The organism is Polaromonas sp. P1_F8, from assembly GCF_056405635.1.
On sequence record NZ_JBFUBS010000004.1, the window covers coordinates 184,288 to 200,388 of the forward strand.

Below are 16,101 nucleotides of genomic sequence, written 5' to 3' on the forward strand. Positions count from 1 at the left end.
TCCTTGACGGCTCACACATGCAACAAGCGCCGCGCATTCGCGCTGGCGATCAACTCCCGGTCGACTTCGCCAAGGCCACACTGATCAAACAGGCTGGCGAGCCGGGCCGGCAGATCCGTTTCAGTCACGACCGGCCAATCTGTGCCAGTGACGACATGGTCCGCTCCGACGAGGTCGATGGCTGCGCGTAGCATCACCGGGTGCATGCCCGTCGTGTCAATGTAGACGTTGCGGCGCGGTGACGCGTGTTTTCCGATCCGCGCTCCATCTGCCAGGCACTCGCCAACCATCAAGCCGCCGAGCGCGAGCGCCGTCACGACCACATTCAGATTGGGCATTTCTTCGAACATGCCAGCGTGCACCATGGCAAGCAGGGCGGCGCTGTTGATTGCGCTGCGGGAAAGCCGCTCGCTGAACTTCCCCGTGCGTCTGAACTTCTGGCGCAGGGCAGCATCCGGCACCGGGTGCAAGAACACGGGAACGCCGAGCTCCGACGCAGCAAGAAAGGTCGGCCGGGCCTCCGGTGCGTCGGGCAACAGATCGCCCTTCGCACTCTCGATGAATACACCCTTCAGGCCCAGTTCCCTGATCGCTCGCGTCAGCTCGCGGGCCGACTCCTCGCCACGGTAGGCGTCCACGGTGGCAAGCCCATGCAACACACCGCTGTGGCGGTGCGTGACCTCTGCGATCGAGTCGTTGACTCGGCGAACGGTGTCGAGGTTGGCTTCCTCACCCGGGGCCAAGACGAACTCGAGGGACATGTTGATGACGCGGCTCGTCACGCCTGCCGTCTGCAGCGACGCAAGCAATGCCGCCTCTTGCGTCAGCCGCCTGCTGACGCCGTCCCAGAATTCCTTCTGGGCTGGTGGATTGCCTCTGGACGCATCGACCGGAATGCCCATTCCGGCGAAGTGGCAGTGAAAGTCGATCACGTCCATGGATCACGCCTCAGGTTTGCTTTGCCACGAGCGGCCGGCCCGCGGCTTTCCAGCCGTCAATGCCGCCGCTCAGGAACCTGGCATCGACGCCTGCCGCACGCAGGCGCATGGTGGTGGATCGCCCGACTTCGTGCCCGTAAACGCAATAGACCATCACGGGTTTGTCCTTGGGCAACTGCGCCGACCAGGCGTTCACCTGGGCCGGGTCTCGCCACTGCGCACCGGGGATGAGGGCGTCTGCCTGGTCGAAGACCCCCGCCCGCCGGACATCCAGAACATGGGCGCCGGCGAGATCGTCCGCAGTGGCTGCGAACGGTTCGCTTGAAGCCTCCACCGCGGCCTGGTAGCGCTCGTACACGCGCATCCAGTTGATGTTCTCCATGAAAGCGTCGACATACTGGCCGGCGGCCGCGCCGAAATCCAGGTGGTAGGCGTGCTCGTACATGTCGAGCGCCAGGATGGGGATGCCACCCGCCACCGCGTGCGTGTGGTCCGCGGCCCACTGGTTCACAAGGGTTCCCTCGCGCGGCTGGAATACCAGCAACACCCAGCCGGATCCACCGGCCAGGGCCTTGCCCATGGCGACGAACTCCTCACGCCATCGTTCAACGCTGCCGAAGTTCGATTGCAGCGCGAGGACTGCGGCCGGTGTCAGCGGCTCGCCGGTGGCACCCAGACAGTCGAAGTACAGCTCGTGCAGCAGCATCGAATTGGTGGCGATCAGTTCTTCACGCTTGAGCCCGTTCAGGTCGAAGCCGGCTGCAGTCGCGAAAGGCATCTCTCGCAACCGGCCGCGGATGGCATTCAGCCGTTTGACGGCACCGCTGTAGTTGTTCTGGTGGTGGCTGCGCAGCAATTTCTCCGAAAGGCCGTTCATGCCGGCAGGGTCGAAGGAGAGGTCGTGAATTCGAGCGTCCATAGATGCACCTTTAAATAACGTTACTGAGCCGCAGCGCCAAACCGACGATGCCGGAGACCAGCACGACGGGAATGACACCAACCTTGAAGCGGAACAGCGCCACGGCGGCAGCTACTCCGATGACGGCTGAAGCCCACTCGAAACGGCCCGACAGGCCTTGCGGCCAGAGCACGTGGTAGGCAAAGAACACAGCGAGATTCAAGATCACGCCCACCACGGCGGCTGTGATGCCGGTCAGCGGCGCGGTGAACTTCAGGTTGCCGTGCGTGGACTCGATGAATGGCCCCCCGAGCAGGATGAAGAAGAACGACGGCAGAAAGGTGAAGAAGGTGACCACCGTCGCCGCGGCAGCACCGGCCAGGAACAACGACTCGGGGCCGAAAATAGCCTTGGTCCAGCCACCGACGAACGCGACAAACGCGACGACCATGATCAGCGGCCCGGGTGTGGTCTCGCCGAGCGCCAGGCCGTCAATCATCTGAGGACCGGTGAGCCATTGGTAGTGGTCCACTGCGCCTTGGTAGACGTAGGGCAGGACCGCATAGGCGCCGCCAAAGGTCAGCAGCGCAGCCTTGGTGAAGAACCACGCCATTTGTGTGAGCACCGCGTCCCACCCATACACGGCGGCAAGTGCCGCAATGACGGCCGCCCACAGGCCCAGGAAGACGACCAGCACTTGCCTGACGCGCTTCCAGGTGAAGAGCGCATGGGCGGGTGTAGGCGTGTGGTCATCGATGAGGGCCGGACCGAACTGCTTGGCGGACGCGCCGTGACCGCCGGTCTTGAACTTGTCGGGTGCGTACTTCCCGCCGAAGTAGCCGATGGTGCCCGCCGCGAGCACGATCAACGGGAACGGGATGTTGAATGCAAAGATGGAGATAAACGCCGCGGCCGCGATGCCCCATAACCAGCCGTTTTTGAGGGCGCGGGAGCCAACCCGGTGCGCGGCATGAACGACCAGTGCGGTGACTGCGGGCTTGATGCCATAGAACAGGCCCGCGATGGCCGGGACATGGCCGAAAGCCATGTAGACCCAGGACAGTGCAACCAGGAGGAACAGCGACGGCAGGACGAACAGCCCACCGGCGACAATGCCGCCCCACGTCCGGTGCATCAACCATCCGATGTAGGTCGCGAGCTGCTGCGCCTCTGGGCCGGGCAGCAGCATGCAGTAGTTCAGGGCGTGCAGAAAGCGGTTCTCGGAAATCCAGCGCCGGCGCTCCACGAGCTCCTCGTGCATGATGGCAATCTGCCCCGCGGGCCCGCCGAAGCTGATGAAGCCAAGTTTCAGCCAGAAGGAGAACGCTTCCCCGCGGGTGATGGGTTCGGGCACTGTCTGGTCGACGATAGGAGTGGTCATTTGGCGGCCTTCAGAGCGGCGTGCAGGGTGTCAAAAAAAGCGAACGCCGCTTCAAGCAGCCGGTCATCGTCATCGTGCTGCGCTTGCAAGCCGCGAACGATCATTTCTATGCCCGGTGCTTCGTCGAGCGGAACGCCCCCGACGTCGATGTAATGCACGAGCTGCCCGAGCCGCGCCAGGGCGGGCTTCTCGTCAAGGCCGAAACTTTTGGCGACGACCTCGAAGGTCACCAGTTCACCCACGTGCGTGAAAGCCGCTCCATCGAAGTCGTAGCCGAGAGCCTGTTTAGGGCACTTCTTCGGATCCGCCAGCCAGATGAAGTTCGGGGACTTGTCGATGAAGCGACGGACCAGCCAGGCCGTGGCCAGGCGGTCTACCCAGGGGCGCTTGCGGGTGGCCCAGGTGCGCCCCTGGTAGTCCTTGATGGAAAGCGCGGGGACAACGGCCCTGGTAGGCGACGGCTCGTCCGGCGAGAGGTGCAGTTCAATCTCACGCCGCAGAGCGGAGACAGCGTCGACACACCGCGCGCTCTCTTTGCCCGGGAAGAAATCGTTCGCCTGAATCTGCTGCAATTGCTGCTCGAGGCTGCGCAGTGTCTTGTGGAGTTCCGCCTCGCCGGCCGCCACTATGCCCTTGCGGGCGTCCTTCACCGCCTGCACGAGTTCTGCATAGTGCTCGGAGCGGTCGAACAGGGCGCGGAATGCCTGTTCCTGAGCGTCATCGCGCGCGCGCAATTCGAGCAAGTAGGCATCAGCGCCAGCGTCGACAATCGTCTTGGCGAGCTCCCGGAGCGCAACGGCGGAGGGCGCGGTGGCCGGAAGAACATAGACCCCTTCTCGAAGCGTCCCCGCACCCGTGGTCTTAAGCGCGCGCCACACACGGACCCGCAGACCACTTGGCGTGGTCGGCAGCGTCGCAGTAAGAATTAGCCAATCGGTCATGTAGCAAATATCTCATAAAGAGATAAATGCTACAAGAGAATTTGTCGGATTTGTGCTGAAAATGCCCTGTTGGTAGTTTTCGAACGCGTTGCAACATGCCCAAGCACTACTTATAGGCGCCGGCACGCTATCTCAGAATTTGCGGCCGTCCCATTCGGAATAGCGGGTCACGTCTGCTTTTGGCCGAAGCCGCCGGTCGTTTAGTTACCGTGTCTCCAGTGAACCAAGAACCCATCAAATTCGCCCAATGGATGGGCGCGTGGCTATGGCGCAAGGAGGAAGACTTAATCCAGGCACTCCAGCGCCAGCGCTACTCACGCTGGAACTTGAAAACCGCCCGGCTGGCGCGGGCATTCGGCCAAAAGCGGACTTCGCGGCCATCCTGCAAGCCGAAGGAGTCCAGGATCTGCAACTGGTTTTGCAGCGCAAGCGCTTCAAAATCCTGCAGCGTGCCGACACGGATGTTGGGCGTGTCATACCACTGGTAAGGCAACACCTTCGTTACCGGCATGCGGCCGCGCGCAACAGCCAGGCGGTTGGGCCAGTGGCCGAAGTTGGGAAACACGACGATGCCGGCGCGGCCCACGCGCGCGGTTTCACGCAGCATGGTTTCGGCGTTGTGCAGGTGTTGCAGCGTGTCGATCTGCAGCACCACGTCAAACGAGCGGTCGCCAAACAGCGCCAGGCCTGCTTCCAGGTTGAGCTGGATCACGTTGACACCGCGCGCCACGCAGGCCTGCACGTTGGCGTCGTTGATCTCGACGCCGTAGCCGGAGCATCCGCGTTCGCGGATCAGGTAGTCCAGCAACTCGCCGGTGCCGCAGCCCAGGTCAAGCACGCGGGAACCGTGCGGCACCAGCCGCGCGATGGACAGCAAATCAGCCGAGGGCTGCACATTGAGTTCGACAGGCAGGTTCATACAGCGGCCACCTTGCTCTGGAAATAGGAGCGCACCACGCCCAGGTAGCGATCGTCCTCCAGCAGAAACGCATCGTGGCCGTGCGGCGCGTCGATCTCGGCATAGCTCACGTCGCGCTGGTTGTCGAGCAGGGCCTTGACGATTTCACGGCTACGCGCGGGTGAAAAGCGCCAGTCGGTGGTGAAGCTCACGAGCAGGAACTTGGCTGTCACATGGGCCAGCGCCTGGGTGAGGTTGCCGCCATACGCCCGGGCCGGGTCGAAGTAGTCGAGCGCCCGCGTGATCAGCAAATAGGTATTGGCGTCGAAGTACTCGCTGAATTTGTCGCCCTGGTAGCGCAGGTAGCTTTCGATTTCAAACTCGATGTCCTGCGTCGTGTATTTGTAGGGGGCGTCGGCATTCACCGTCTCGGCTACCGCCTGCCGTAACTGACGGCCAAACTTCTCGTTCATCACATCGTCACTCAGATAGGTGATGTGGCCGATCATGCGGGCGATGCGCAAGCCGCGTTTGGGCAGCACGCCATGGCGGTAAAAGTGGCCGCCGTGAAAGTCAGGGTCGGTCACGATGGCGCGGCGGGCGACCTCATTGAAGGCAATGTTCTCGGCCGTGAGGTTGGGCGCGCTGGCCACCACCACGGCGTGGCGCACGCGGTCGGGGTATTGCAGCGTCCAGGCCAGCGCCTGCATGCCACCCAAGCTGCCGCCCATCACGGCAGCCAGCGTCTGGATCCCCAGGCGGTCCAGCAGGCGGGCCTGTGCGCTCACCCAGTCCTGCACCGTGACGACGGGAAAGTCGGCGCCGTAAAGCTCCTGCGTGTCGGGGTTGGGCTGCATGGGGCCGGTGGAGCCGAAGCAGGAGCCTAAATTGTTGACGCCAATGACGAAGAAGCGGTCAGTGTCGACCGGCTTGCCGGGGCCGATCATGGTGTCCCACCAGCCTTCGGATTTGGCTATCGGCTGGCCTTGCGCATCGAGGTAAACACCCGCCACATGGTGCGAGGCGTTGAGCGCGTGGCAGATCAGCACGGCGTTGGATTTGTCGGCGTTGAGTTCGCCGTAGGTTTCATAGCTCAGGTCGTAGGCGCGTATTGACGCACCGCTCTGCAGCGGCAGCGCCTCGACGAAATGCATGCTGAGCGGGGTGGCAATAAGAGTCAAAAAATCACCTGCAGAAAACAAAAAACCCGGCATCGCTAAAGCGAGTCCGGGTTTCTGGATGTCGTCTTTAGCTGTACTTTTTAAGCGCCCGCAAGCTGAGCAAATCGGCGCTGTGGACAGTATAGCAAGCCGGGATCACATCAAAAGCGCAGCCAGGCCCAGGCCCGCAAAGATGATCGCCGACACAATGTGCACAGCGCGCAGCGGCACGAGGCGCGTGACGCGCTCGCCGAGCCAGACGACAGGCGCATTGGCCAGCATCATGCCCAGCGTGGTGCCCGCCACTACGCTGACGATGGCGTCGTAGCGCGCGGCCAGCATCACGGTGGCGATCTGTGTCTTGTCGCCCATTTCCGCCAGGAAGAAGACCAGCACGGTGGTGAAGAACACGCCGTAGCGTGGCGGCTTTTCGTCTTCAGCCGCATCGAGCTTGTCGGGCACCAGCATCCACGCCGCCATGACCAGAAACGAAGCACCCAGAATCCAGCGCAGCATTTGCGGGCCGATCAGCGTGGTGACCCAGGCACCGGCGGCACCGGCAAGGGCGTGGTTGACCAAGGTTGCGACCAGGATGCCGGCAACGATGGGCCAGGGCTTCTTGAAGCGGGCAGCGAGGATAAGCGCGAGGAGTTGCGTCTTGTCGCCCATTTCGGCGAGGGCGACGATGCCCGTGGAGACGAGGAAAGCTTCCATTCAAAAAAACTCCGGCCGAAAACCCATGACTGCACGGCATCCCCGGCCTGAAGCGGAGGCTGTGCAGTCAAAGGTCTCGCGTGATCCGAAGACCGCTTGCGCCATGTCCGTGATGGACAAGTCTGTTGACGCAAGCCCCTTTCAGGATTGAAAGGCTGGCTACTCCCCAATGACAGCTTTCATTATATCGGCGGGTGTCCAAGCCCTTTAAGGCTGAAATGGTGCGCACAACTATTCGTCCGCACACTTGAGGCGCATTTCTTGCTTGTATTTGGTGCGATTACGGGAATTTCTCTGAGATCGCACCAATAAATAGCAATTTCATCTGAAGAGGGACTTATGGAAGCACTAAAACAGGGCTCAGATGCCTTGTTCATCCTGCTGGGCGGCATCATGGTGCTCGCCATGCACGCCGGTTTTGCCTTTCTGGAACTGGGCACGGTTCGCAAAAAGAACCAGGTCAACGCCCTGGTCAAGATTCTGGTGGACTTCTCGGTGTCCACCGTGGTGTATTTCATGGTGGGCTATGGCGTGGCCTACAGCACCCATTTCTTTGTCGGCGCAGAGCAGTTGGCGGCCAAAAACGGTTATGAGCTGGTCAAGTTCTTCTTCTTGCTGACCTTTGCCGCAGCCATTCCGGCGATTATTTCGGGCGGCATCGCCGAGCGGGCGCGCTTTTATCCGCAGCTCATCGCGACCGCCGTCATCGTCGGTTTCGTCTATCCCTTCTTCGAGGGCATCGTCTGGAACCAGCACTTCGGCGTGCAGGCCTGGATCAAATCGCTGACCGGTGCGGAGTTTCATGATTTCGCGGGCTCCATCGTGGTTCACGCGGTGGGCGGCTGGTTGGCCTTGCCGGCGGTGATTTTGCTGGGCGCGCGCAGCAACCGCTACCGCAAGGATGGCGCAGTGTCGGCCCATCCACCCTCGAACATTCCTTTTCTGGCCCTGGGGGCCTGGATCCTCACTGTGGGCTGGTTCGGCTTTAACGTGATGAGCGCACAGACCATCGACAAAATTTCCGGCCTGGTCGCCGTCAACTCCCTGATGGCCATGGTCGGCGGCACACTTGCCGCACTGGTGTTTGGCAAGAATGACCCGGGGTTTGTGCACAACGGGCCGCTCGCCGGTTTGGTGGCGGTATGCGCAGGCTCAGACCTGATGCATCCGCTGGGCGCGCTGGTGACGGGCGGCGTCGCCGGCGGCGTGTTCGTCGTGATGTTCACGCTGACGCAGAACAAATGGAAGATTGACGACGTACTGGGCGTCTGGCCACTGCATGGCCTGTGCGGCCTGTGGGGCGGCATCGCTGCCGGCATCTTCGGCAACCGGGCCCTGGGGGGGCTGGGCGGTGTGAGCTTTGGTGCCCAGTTGCTGGGCAGCGCCATGGGCGTGGCCTGGGCGCTGCTGGCGGGCTTTGCTGTCTATGGTGTCCTCAAGTCCGCGATGGGCCTCAGGCTGAGCCAGGAAGAAGAATTTGAGGGCGCGGATTTGTCTGTCCACCGCATTGGCGCCACACCTGACCGGGAAGTCAACTGGTAGCGGCGACGCAGGCGGCGCTTCTGCTACTTATTTGATAGCTGCTTGCGCCCATCCTTATTGGGCTTGGGCCCGTTTCTTTTAAAAATCGCGCCTGGGGCCATGGGCTTCTGGCGCCTTGGGCATAAATTTCGTCGCGTTCCGGCGCACAAGCGCCGCACCTGCCGCTAGACTTTCGCCATGCCTACTTTTGAAGAGCAGCTGGTTGAACACCGCGTCTATCTCCTTCGTTTTGCGCGCCTGCAGCTGCGCAACGATGAATGGGCCGAGGACGCCGTGTCGGAAACACTGCTGGCGGCTTTGTCCAAGCCGCAGTCTTTCGGCAACCGCTCGCAGCTCAAGACGTGGCTCGTCGGCATTCTCAAGCACAAGGTCATTGACCTGATCCGCAGCAATGCGCGCATCGTGGCGGTGCCGGACGCCCACGGCGACGAAGAGGGTGACGAGCTCGACCGGCTCTCTTTCCAGGCCGACGGGCATTTCACAGAGCCGCCCAATGACTGGGGCAATCCGGACCAGACCCTGCAGCAGGTTCAGTTCTTCCAGGTACTGGACGCATGCATGGAACGCCTGCCACCGGCATTGGGGCGGCTGTTCCTGATGCGTGAGTGGCTGGAGCTTTCCTCGCAGGAAGTCTGTAAGGAACTCTCGCTGACACCGACCAACCTGTATGTCCAGTTGCATCGGGCCCGCCTGCGCCTGCAGGAGTGTCTGAATATCCACTGGTTTGGCAAACTCAGCACCTGATACGGCCGGCCCTTAACGTGAAACCCAACATGACCCTGTTAAGACGCACCTGCCGCGAGGCTGCGGCATTGCTGATCGCGCGGGAAGACCGCGCGCTTCGTTTGCCCGACCACATCGCGCTCAAGCTGCATCTTCTAGCCTGCGATGCCTGCCCGAAGTTTGAGAACCAGATTCTGACCATGCGCGCCGCGATGAAGCAGTGGCGCAACTATTCGGATCTTGCAGAGGCTGGCTCCACCGAATTGCCGCCCGATATTCGTCCCAAATAACGCGCCGCCGAACGGGCGAAGGCGGTCGCCATCTCATCGAATAAATATGGATTCGGATTGAATCATTGCAATTTTTTGTAACTATTTTCCTTCCGCGCGCGCGTCAACTGTCCTGCTTATGGCTTTTAACGGACACATCCTCGCTTCCAACACCAGGGCTGTCCGGAGAGAACTTACGACTCTGATTTCTTCGCGCCGGTAGCCTCCATTCATTGGTAAACCCATAAACAGTAGGCGCTAACTTATTAAGCAGGGCCGTAAATTCGGGCCACTAATAGCGCTTTATTGTTAAACACCCGCGTAGCTGGGGTGAAAACCTCATCCCGGGCTTTTTGTTGTGCCATCTTCAATAGAAGTGCTTTGGGTTACCCTCCGCGGCCTTCAAGTCAGCGGGCTGGTCGATACAAAAATCGTAAACAAACCCGGGAAGCCCCTGTTTATGCGGGCTTGCGAGGCCCAGGCGGTAACGCCGGCTGGTTGTCTTTTTGATAACTGACGCATAATATGCCGGTGCGAGTGTCACTATTCGCACACGTTAGGTGATCGGTCAGTTTCGCGCGCTACAGCGGTACGTATCAAGATTTGTTGTGCTTTCGGGACCCCATCGCTTTTGTTTTTGTGTTTTAGAGGAGTCCCTTCATGGGCAACAAACTTTACGTCGGCAACCTGCCGTACTCGGTCCGCGACGAAGACCTGCAACAATCTTTTGGCCAATTCGGCGCTGTCACCAGCGCTAAAGTCATGATGGAACGCGACACCGGTCGCTCCAAAGGCTTTGGCTTTGTCGAAATGGGCAGCGATGCAGAAGCCCAGGCAGCTATCAACGGCATGAACGGCCAGCCTCTGGGCGGCCGTAGCGTTGTCGTGAACGAAGCACGTCCCATGGAGGCACGTCCTCCACGTAGCGGCGGCTTCGGCGGCGGTGGTGGTGGCGGCTACGGTGGTGGTGGCGGCGGCGATCGTTCCGGCGGTGGTGGCTACGGCGGTGGCGGCGGTGGTCGTTCCGGCGGCGGCGGTAGCGACGGCGGTTTCCGCAGCCCCTACGGCGGCGGCGGTAGCGGCGGTGGCCGTTCCGGTGGTGGCGGCGGCGGTGGACGCGGCGGCTACTAAGCCCTGCAGAACCCCCTCTTCAACCACTGGTTGAAGAGCGCTTTAAAAGGCTTCAAGACTTCGGTTTTGAAGCCTTTTTGCTTTGTAGCGCCCAACTCACGGGCGCGAGCAGCTCCTGTTTTGATAGCGCAACGCGCAAAAGCATCCGGCTCTCAGCTCTCGCCCTGGCGGTGCTTGCGTGCGCGGCCAGACAAAGCCTTGTCGAACACCGCATTAGGCAGCAGGCGCAACAGTTTGGCCACCACGCCCATTTGCCAGGGGATCACCCGGTAGCTGCATCCCGCCTGGATGGTGGCAAACGCTTTTTCGGCAAATACCTCGGCCTTCATCAGAAACGGCATGGCGTAGCGGTTTTCGCGGGTCAGCGGCGTGTCGATGTAGCCTGGGCAAATCGTCACCACCTTCACTCCACTGGGGCGCAGCTCCCCGCGCAGGCTTTCACAATAGTTGATGACTGCAGCCTTGCTCGCGCAGTAGGCGCCATGGCCAGGAAGGCCCCGTATGCCGGCCACGCTGCCAATACCAACCAGTGTTCCAGTGCCTCGCGAGACCATGCCGGCGATGAACGGGTGAAAGGTGGCCGCGACACCGATATTGTTGGTCGCAAAAGTCCGGGCCATGACCTCAAGGTCTGCACGCACGGCAGAGTCCATGCCAATGCTGATGCCGGCATTGGCAATCACCACATCGGGCACGCCCTGCGCGGCGATGCAAGCCTCGCCGGCGGACACAATGCTGTCGATGTCGGATACGTCTGCGCCGTAGACCTGGTAGCGGCTCGCACTGATGGCATGGGTCTCCGCCCAGGCCTGCACCTCGGCGGTTCTGCGAGCAGCCAGCGCCAGCCGATAGCCTGCAGAATAAAAACGCAGTGCCAATGCCTGCCCGATACCGCTGGAAGCACCGGTGATGAATACGAGTCTGGACATGGTGGGCAGTCGTTGATTAGAGAGTGTCGCGCTAGCGGGTCGCCGGTGCGTTGCTTGCCGGATTGACGGGTGGTGCAGGCGTGAGAATGGGCAAGGTACCAGCACCTGCAGCGCTGGCCGCGGAACGCGGAACGAGAATGCCGCGGACACGTCCTTTGAGGTCAGCCACCTGGTCGAGGTTGTCGTAGGCAAAGGTGTCACCGGTGAACTGGTCGGTGCCGCGAATCAGCAGCACCGGCTTGTGCGACTTCACGCGCTCATCATTCAGGAAGGCATGAAGAAACTCTCCGCGAAACTCCATGCGCGGCGTTTCCTTCCCGTTCGCATCCTGGCTCGCCTCCCTGACCACCACCGCGTTGCCCGTTAGCTGCACTTCCGATCCATCACCGTTGGTGTAGGCCCGGTTGGCGGTAGCCGTCGTGATGCGCTTTTCCACATTAATGCTGCGGATGCGCACCTGGTCAATTTCCAGGATGTCGGTGTCGGCGAAATGCCGGGCCTCTGTCCCATAAATTTCGCTCTTGAGCTGGCCCCCTTCGTCAAACGTCTTGACGGTGAACTTGCGCATGAAATAGTCCACGTCGTGGCTCGCCTCCTTGGCCACTTCCGGCGTGCTGAAGATCGGGGTGTTGCGCACAAGCCAGTAGGTACCCAGCGCCAGCACCCCCATCATCACCAGCGGCATGTAAATGGCCATGCTGTCCCAGACGCGCAGAAAGCGTCGCCACACGTTTTTCAGGGGCAGCAGGGTGCCGCCGCTCTTCACCATGGTGCTCACTGGCTGTACTCCTGAAGCAGCCCGGCATAACGTCCGCTGGCAACCAGCAGCACATCACAGAACTCGCGTGCGGCGCCATGGCCGCCAGGCGCTTGCGTCACGTGGTGGACCATCGCGCGAACCTCCGCGTGCGCGTTGATCGGCGCGCAGCTCAAGGCCACACGGGACAGCACAGGCAGGTCGGGCCAGTCGTCACCCATGGCTGCGGCAGCGCTCCAGTCCAGCCCCAGGGCCTGCAGCGTGAGCTCGGCGGCAGGGCGTTTGTCCTCCGTACCGAAATGGGCATGGGTGATGCCGAGCGCCTGCAGACGTGCGCGCAGCACATGGCTATCGCGCCCGGTGATGACGGCGGGAGTGATGCCGGCCCTCTGGAGCAGCTTGAGGCCATGGCCGTCCAGCGTGTTGAACCGTTTGACGATCTCGCCCGAAGCGCGATAACCACCGGACGCCACAGCCAGTTCATGGCCGTCGGGGTATTCGGAAAAATACAGGCCACCGTCCGTGAGTACACCGTCGACGTCAAAAAATGCCACCTTGATGCCTTGCGCGCGCAGCAGCAGTTCAGGCGGAAAGCTCAGTGTTGGAGTAAGCATCTATCGTTTCACCGCAAGCCAGATAAGGGGTGCGAGTGTCATATCACTTTTGCGCGCATCAGGTCGTTGGTATTCAGCGCCCCGCATAACACCCCTGCGTCGTCCACAACCAGCACGCTGGTGATGCGGTACTGCTCCATCAATGCCACAGCCTCGACAGCCAGCGAATCCGGCTGTATCGTGCGCGGATTGGCGCGCATCACGTCGCCCGCCTTGCTGCTGCGCAGGTCCACGCCTTTTTCGACCAGCCGGCGTAAATCGCCGTCGGTGAATATACCGAGTACTCGCCGGCTGCCGTCCACCACCGCAGAAGCCCCAAGTCCCTTGGCGCTCATTTCACGCATGAGATCGGTGAAACTGGTGTCAACCAGCACTTGCGGCACCGCATCGCCGCTGCGCATCACGTCACTGACATGCGTCAGCAGCTTCCGGCCGAGCGCACCGCCCGGGTGGGAGCGCGCAAAGTCTTCTTCCTTGAAACCGCGCGCATCCAGCAGGGCGACGGCCAGCGCGTCACCCAGGGCGAGCTGCGCGGTCGTGCTGGCAGTCGGCGCCAGATTGAGCGGACAGGCTTCCTGCGCCACGCTGCTGTCGAGCGTCACCCGTGCTTGCCGGGCAAGCGTGGACTGTGCGCCCCCGGTAATTGCCACCATCGGTACGCCCTGGCGGCTCAACACCGGCAGGATCATCGTCAACTCAGCGCTCTCGCCGCTGTTGGAAATTGCGAGCACCACGTCGATGGCCTTGATCATGCCCAGGTCGCCGTGGCTGGCTTCTGCCGGATGCACAAACATGGCAGGTGTTCCGGTGGAGGCGAGTGTGGCGGCAATCTTGCGGCCTATATGGCCGCTTTTTCCCATGCCCATGACAACCACGCGGCCGCGGCACTGCAGCATCAGCTCCACGGCTTGGGCAAACTCGTCGCCCAGCCGTCCCGCCAGGCCCAGCACAGCGGCGGCTTCTATTTCAAAAGTCTTCCTGGCTAGGCTCAGCACCTGTTCGGCATCAAAATTCACGGCGTCAAGGCTCATGGCTGCATTCTATAGAGGCGGGCAGGCCCCATCCCGCCGGCCAACCCCCGCGCGAATGGGCCTTTGCCGCCTGCAAATCGTCAAGGCCATGCAATATCCTCGGCTACCATCAACGCATGAGCGCGCTTGAACTGACCCTGCTGTACCTGCTGGCTGCTGTGCTGGGTGTGGTGGCATGCCGTTCGCTCAAGCTGCCGCCCATGCTGGGTTACCTGGCGGTCGGCGTGGTCATCGGGCCCAACGCGCTGGCGCTGGCGCAAAATTCCGACGGCGTCCGGCATTTGGGCGAGTTCGGCGTGGTGTTTCTGATGTTCGTGATCGGGCTTGAGTTCAACCTGCCCAAGCTGCGCTCCATGCGGCGTCACGTCTTTGGCCTGGGCCTGCTGCAGGTCACGCTGACCATCGTGCTGGCCACGGTGGGTTCGCTGTTCCTTGCCAGCATGGCCCCCGGTCTCTGGAAGATGGGCTGGCAGACCGCGCTGGCGCTGTCCGGTGCCATCGCCATGAGCAGCACCGCCATTGTGGTCAAGCTGCTGTCGGAGCGACTTGAACTCGAATCCGAACACGGCAAGCGTGTCATGGGCGTGCTGTTGTTCCAGGACTTGGCCGTTGTACCGTTGCTGGTGCTGATTCCCGCACTGGGGGCGCCCGCCGATGCGCTCCTGGCGGCGCTGGCGATCGCGGGGCTGAAGGCGGCCGTGCTGGTGGGGCTGCTGCTCACCGGCGGGCAACGCATCATGCGCTGGTGGCTCACCATCGTGGCACGGCGCAAAAGCGAAGAACTGTTCGTGCTCAACCTGCTGCTGGTCACGCTGGCGCTGGCCTGGCTGACCGAGCGCGCCGGGCTGAGCCTGGCGCTGGGCGCCTTTATTGCCGGCATGCTGATCTCCGAGACGGAATACAAGCACCAGGTCGAAACCGACATACGGCCCTTCCATGATGTTTTGCTGGGCCTTTTCTTCATCAGCATCGGCATGCTGCTGGACTGGCGGCTGGTGCTGGAACGATGGCCGCTGGTGCTGTTGCTGACGACGTTGCCTGTTCTCTTCAAGCTGGTGCTGGTTACCGCGCTGGCGCGCTCGCTGGGTGCAACAGCCGGCGTATCGCTGCGCACCGGCCTGTACCTTGCCCAGGCGGGCGAATTCGGCTTTGTGCTGCTCACGCTGGCCCAACAGAGCAACCTGGTGCCCCCCGCACTGTTAAACCCCATTTTGGCCAGCATGGTGCTGTCCATGCTGGCAACGCCTTTCATCATCATGTACAGCAACCGCATTGTGATGAAGCTGGTTTCCAGCGAGTGGCTGCAGCAATCGCTGCAAATGACCACCATTGCACGCAAGTCCATCAATGCCAACAAACACGTGATCATCTGCGGCTATGGCCGCTGCGGCCAGAACCTGGGTCACATGCTGGAGCGCGAAGGCATCCAGTACATGGCGCTTGACCTCGACCCTGACCGGGTACGGCAGGCCGCAGCCGCAGGCGATTCGGTGGTGTTCGGCGATGCGGTGCGGCTCCAGGCCCTGATGGCAGCCGGGCTGGCCCGGGCCAGCGCCGTGGTGGTAACTTATCTCGATACAGCCAGCGCCCTCAAGGTGCTGGCCAACACGCGCGCCCACGCGCCGACAGTGCCGGTGATTGTGCGGACGGTAGACGACCACGACCTGGAAAAACTCCAGGCAGCCGGCGCTACAGAGGTCGTACCAGAGGCCATCGAAGGCAGCCTGATGCTGGCCAGCCATGCGCTGGCGCTGGTGGGCGTGCCCATGCGCCGCGTGATCCGCGTCGTGCAGGATCAACGTGACGCCCGGTACAACCTGCTGCGAGGCTACTTTCGCGGCGCCGACGACGACACCGTCAACGAGCTTGAGCAGGAGCGCCTGTCCAACGTCACATTGCCGCTGGTCACGAGGTCTGCCGGAAAGCCTCTGGGTGCGGTGGCACTGGGCGCCGGCGGCGTGCGTGTGGTCAGCCTGCGCCGCAGCAATGGCAAGGCAGTGGCCGCGCATGACGAAACATTGCTGGAGGGCGGGGACACGCTGGTGCTGTCAGGCAAGCCCGAGGCATTGGCCATGGCCGAAGAGAAGCTCCTGCGCGGCCGTATCAACTGAGCAGCGGGCCGCCCGTCGCAAAGAGGGGCTTCCGGGGAAACATCTCACCGCTTTGTTCGCGCCT

The 16,101-nt window shown here is 62.0% G+C and carries 16 protein-coding genes and 1 riboswitch; of the genes, 5 read left to right on the top strand and 11 right to left on the bottom strand.

What is annotated here, in order from left to right:
- Positions 1–11: 11 nt before the first annotated feature.
- The 7 genes from AC1D1J_RS15750 to AC1D1J_RS15780 form a co-directional block, all read right to left on the bottom strand.
- A complete protein-coding gene (locus tag AC1D1J_RS15750) occupies positions 12–938 on the bottom strand; it encodes an amidohydrolase family protein (RefSeq protein ID WP_477695190.1) in 927 nt (308 codons plus the stop codon).
- Between the two features lie 10 nt (positions 939–948).
- Positions 949–1,857 carry a Fe-Mn family superoxide dismutase gene (locus AC1D1J_RS15755; RefSeq protein ID WP_477695191.1) on the bottom strand — a complete coding sequence of 303 codons (909 nt, stop codon included), beginning with the start codon at positions 1,855–1,857 and terminating at the stop codon, positions 949–951.
- A 10-nt stretch (positions 1,858–1,867) separates the two neighbouring features.
- Positions 1,868–3,217: a chromate efflux transporter gene (gene chrA / locus AC1D1J_RS15760; protein WP_477695192.1), complete on the bottom strand. Its 1,350-nt coding sequence runs from the start codon at positions 3,215–3,217 to the stop codon at positions 1,868–1,870.
- Complete coding sequence (locus tag AC1D1J_RS15765) at positions 3,214–4,158, bottom strand: chromate resistance protein ChrB domain-containing protein (RefSeq protein WP_477695193.1); 945 nt, start codon at positions 4,156–4,158, stop codon at positions 3,214–3,216. The genes chrA and AC1D1J_RS15765 overlap by 4 nt, the downstream gene beginning before the upstream one ends.
- A 310-nt stretch (positions 4,159–4,468) precedes the next feature.
- On the bottom strand, positions 4,469–5,077 hold the full coding sequence (gene metW / locus AC1D1J_RS15770; protein WP_477688210.1) for a methionine biosynthesis protein MetW: 609 nt from the start codon (positions 5,075–5,077) through the stop codon (positions 4,469–4,471).
- The gene (gene metX, locus AC1D1J_RS15775) at positions 5,074–6,237 is read right to left on the bottom strand and encodes a homoserine O-succinyltransferase MetX (protein WP_477695194.1); all 1,164 of its coding nucleotides are present in this window, start codon (positions 6,235–6,237) and stop codon (positions 5,074–5,076) included. The genes metW and metX overlap by 4 nt, the downstream gene beginning before the upstream one ends.
- Before the next feature lie 135 nt (positions 6,238–6,372).
- Positions 6,373–6,930 carry a TMEM165/GDT1 family protein gene (locus tag AC1D1J_RS15780; RefSeq protein WP_477695195.1) on the bottom strand — a complete coding sequence of 186 codons (558 nt, stop codon included), beginning with the start codon at positions 6,928–6,930 and terminating at the stop codon, positions 6,373–6,375.
- Positions 6,920–7,110: riboswitch (yybP-ykoY riboswitch) on the bottom strand. (Overlaps the previous gene by 11 nt.)
- A 159-nt stretch (positions 7,111–7,269) precedes the next feature.
- On the opposite strand from AC1D1J_RS15780, the gene AC1D1J_RS15785 reads away from it, so the two are divergent.
- The 4 genes from AC1D1J_RS15785 (at position 7,270) to AC1D1J_RS15800 (ending at position 10,595) form a co-directional block, all read left to right on the top strand.
- Positions 7,270–8,472, top strand: coding sequence for an ammonium transporter (locus AC1D1J_RS15785; RefSeq protein ID WP_477688212.1), 1,203 nt, complete (start codon positions 7,270–7,272; stop codon positions 8,470–8,472).
- A 177-nt stretch (positions 8,473–8,649) separates the two neighbouring features.
- Entirely contained in the window at positions 8,650–9,216 is a 567-nt protein-coding gene (locus tag AC1D1J_RS15790) for a sigma-70 family RNA polymerase sigma factor (protein ID WP_477695196.1), read from the top strand.
- A gap of 29 nt (positions 9,217–9,245) precedes the next feature.
- Positions 9,246–9,485 (top strand): anti-sigma factor family protein, encoded by a 240-nt coding sequence (locus AC1D1J_RS15795; RefSeq protein WP_477688213.1) that lies wholly within the window; start codon positions 9,246–9,248, stop codon positions 9,483–9,485.
- 639 nt (positions 9,486–10,124) lie between these two features.
- Positions 10,125–10,595 carry an RNA recognition motif domain-containing protein gene (locus AC1D1J_RS15800; protein ID WP_477651325.1) on the top strand — a complete coding sequence of 157 codons (471 nt, stop codon included), beginning with the start codon at positions 10,125–10,127 and terminating at the stop codon, positions 10,593–10,595.
- Between the two features lie 152 nt (positions 10,596–10,747).
- On the opposite strand, the gene AC1D1J_RS15805 is transcribed toward AC1D1J_RS15800, so the two are convergent.
- From AC1D1J_RS15805 to AC1D1J_RS15820, 4 genes are read right to left on the bottom strand one after another with little or no spacing between them, the layout of a single operon-like run.
- Entirely contained in the window at positions 10,748–11,524 is a 777-nt protein-coding gene (locus tag AC1D1J_RS15805) for an SDR family oxidoreductase (RefSeq protein ID WP_477688214.1), read from the bottom strand.
- A gap of 31 nt (positions 11,525–11,555) precedes the next feature.
- Positions 11,556–12,293 (bottom strand): LPS export ABC transporter periplasmic protein LptC, encoded by a 738-nt coding sequence (gene lptC, locus AC1D1J_RS15810; RefSeq protein ID WP_477688227.1) that lies wholly within the window; start codon positions 12,291–12,293, stop codon positions 11,556–11,558.
- Between the two features lie 5 nt (positions 12,294–12,298).
- A complete protein-coding gene (locus AC1D1J_RS15815) occupies positions 12,299–12,895 on the bottom strand; it encodes a KdsC family phosphatase (RefSeq protein ID WP_457281902.1) in 597 nt (198 codons plus the stop codon).
- A 38-nt stretch (positions 12,896–12,933) separates the two neighbouring features.
- Positions 12,934–13,926 (bottom strand): KpsF/GutQ family sugar-phosphate isomerase, encoded by a 993-nt coding sequence (locus AC1D1J_RS15820; protein ID WP_477695197.1) that lies wholly within the window; start codon positions 13,924–13,926, stop codon positions 12,934–12,936.
- Positions 13,927–14,042: 116 nt separating this feature from the next.
- Between AC1D1J_RS15820 and AC1D1J_RS15825 the strand changes: the two genes are divergently transcribed.
- Positions 14,043–16,037, top strand: coding sequence for a cation:proton antiporter domain-containing protein (locus tag AC1D1J_RS15825; protein ID WP_477688216.1), 1,995 nt, complete (start codon positions 14,043–14,045; stop codon positions 16,035–16,037).
- Positions 16,038–16,101: the final 64 nt, after the last annotated feature.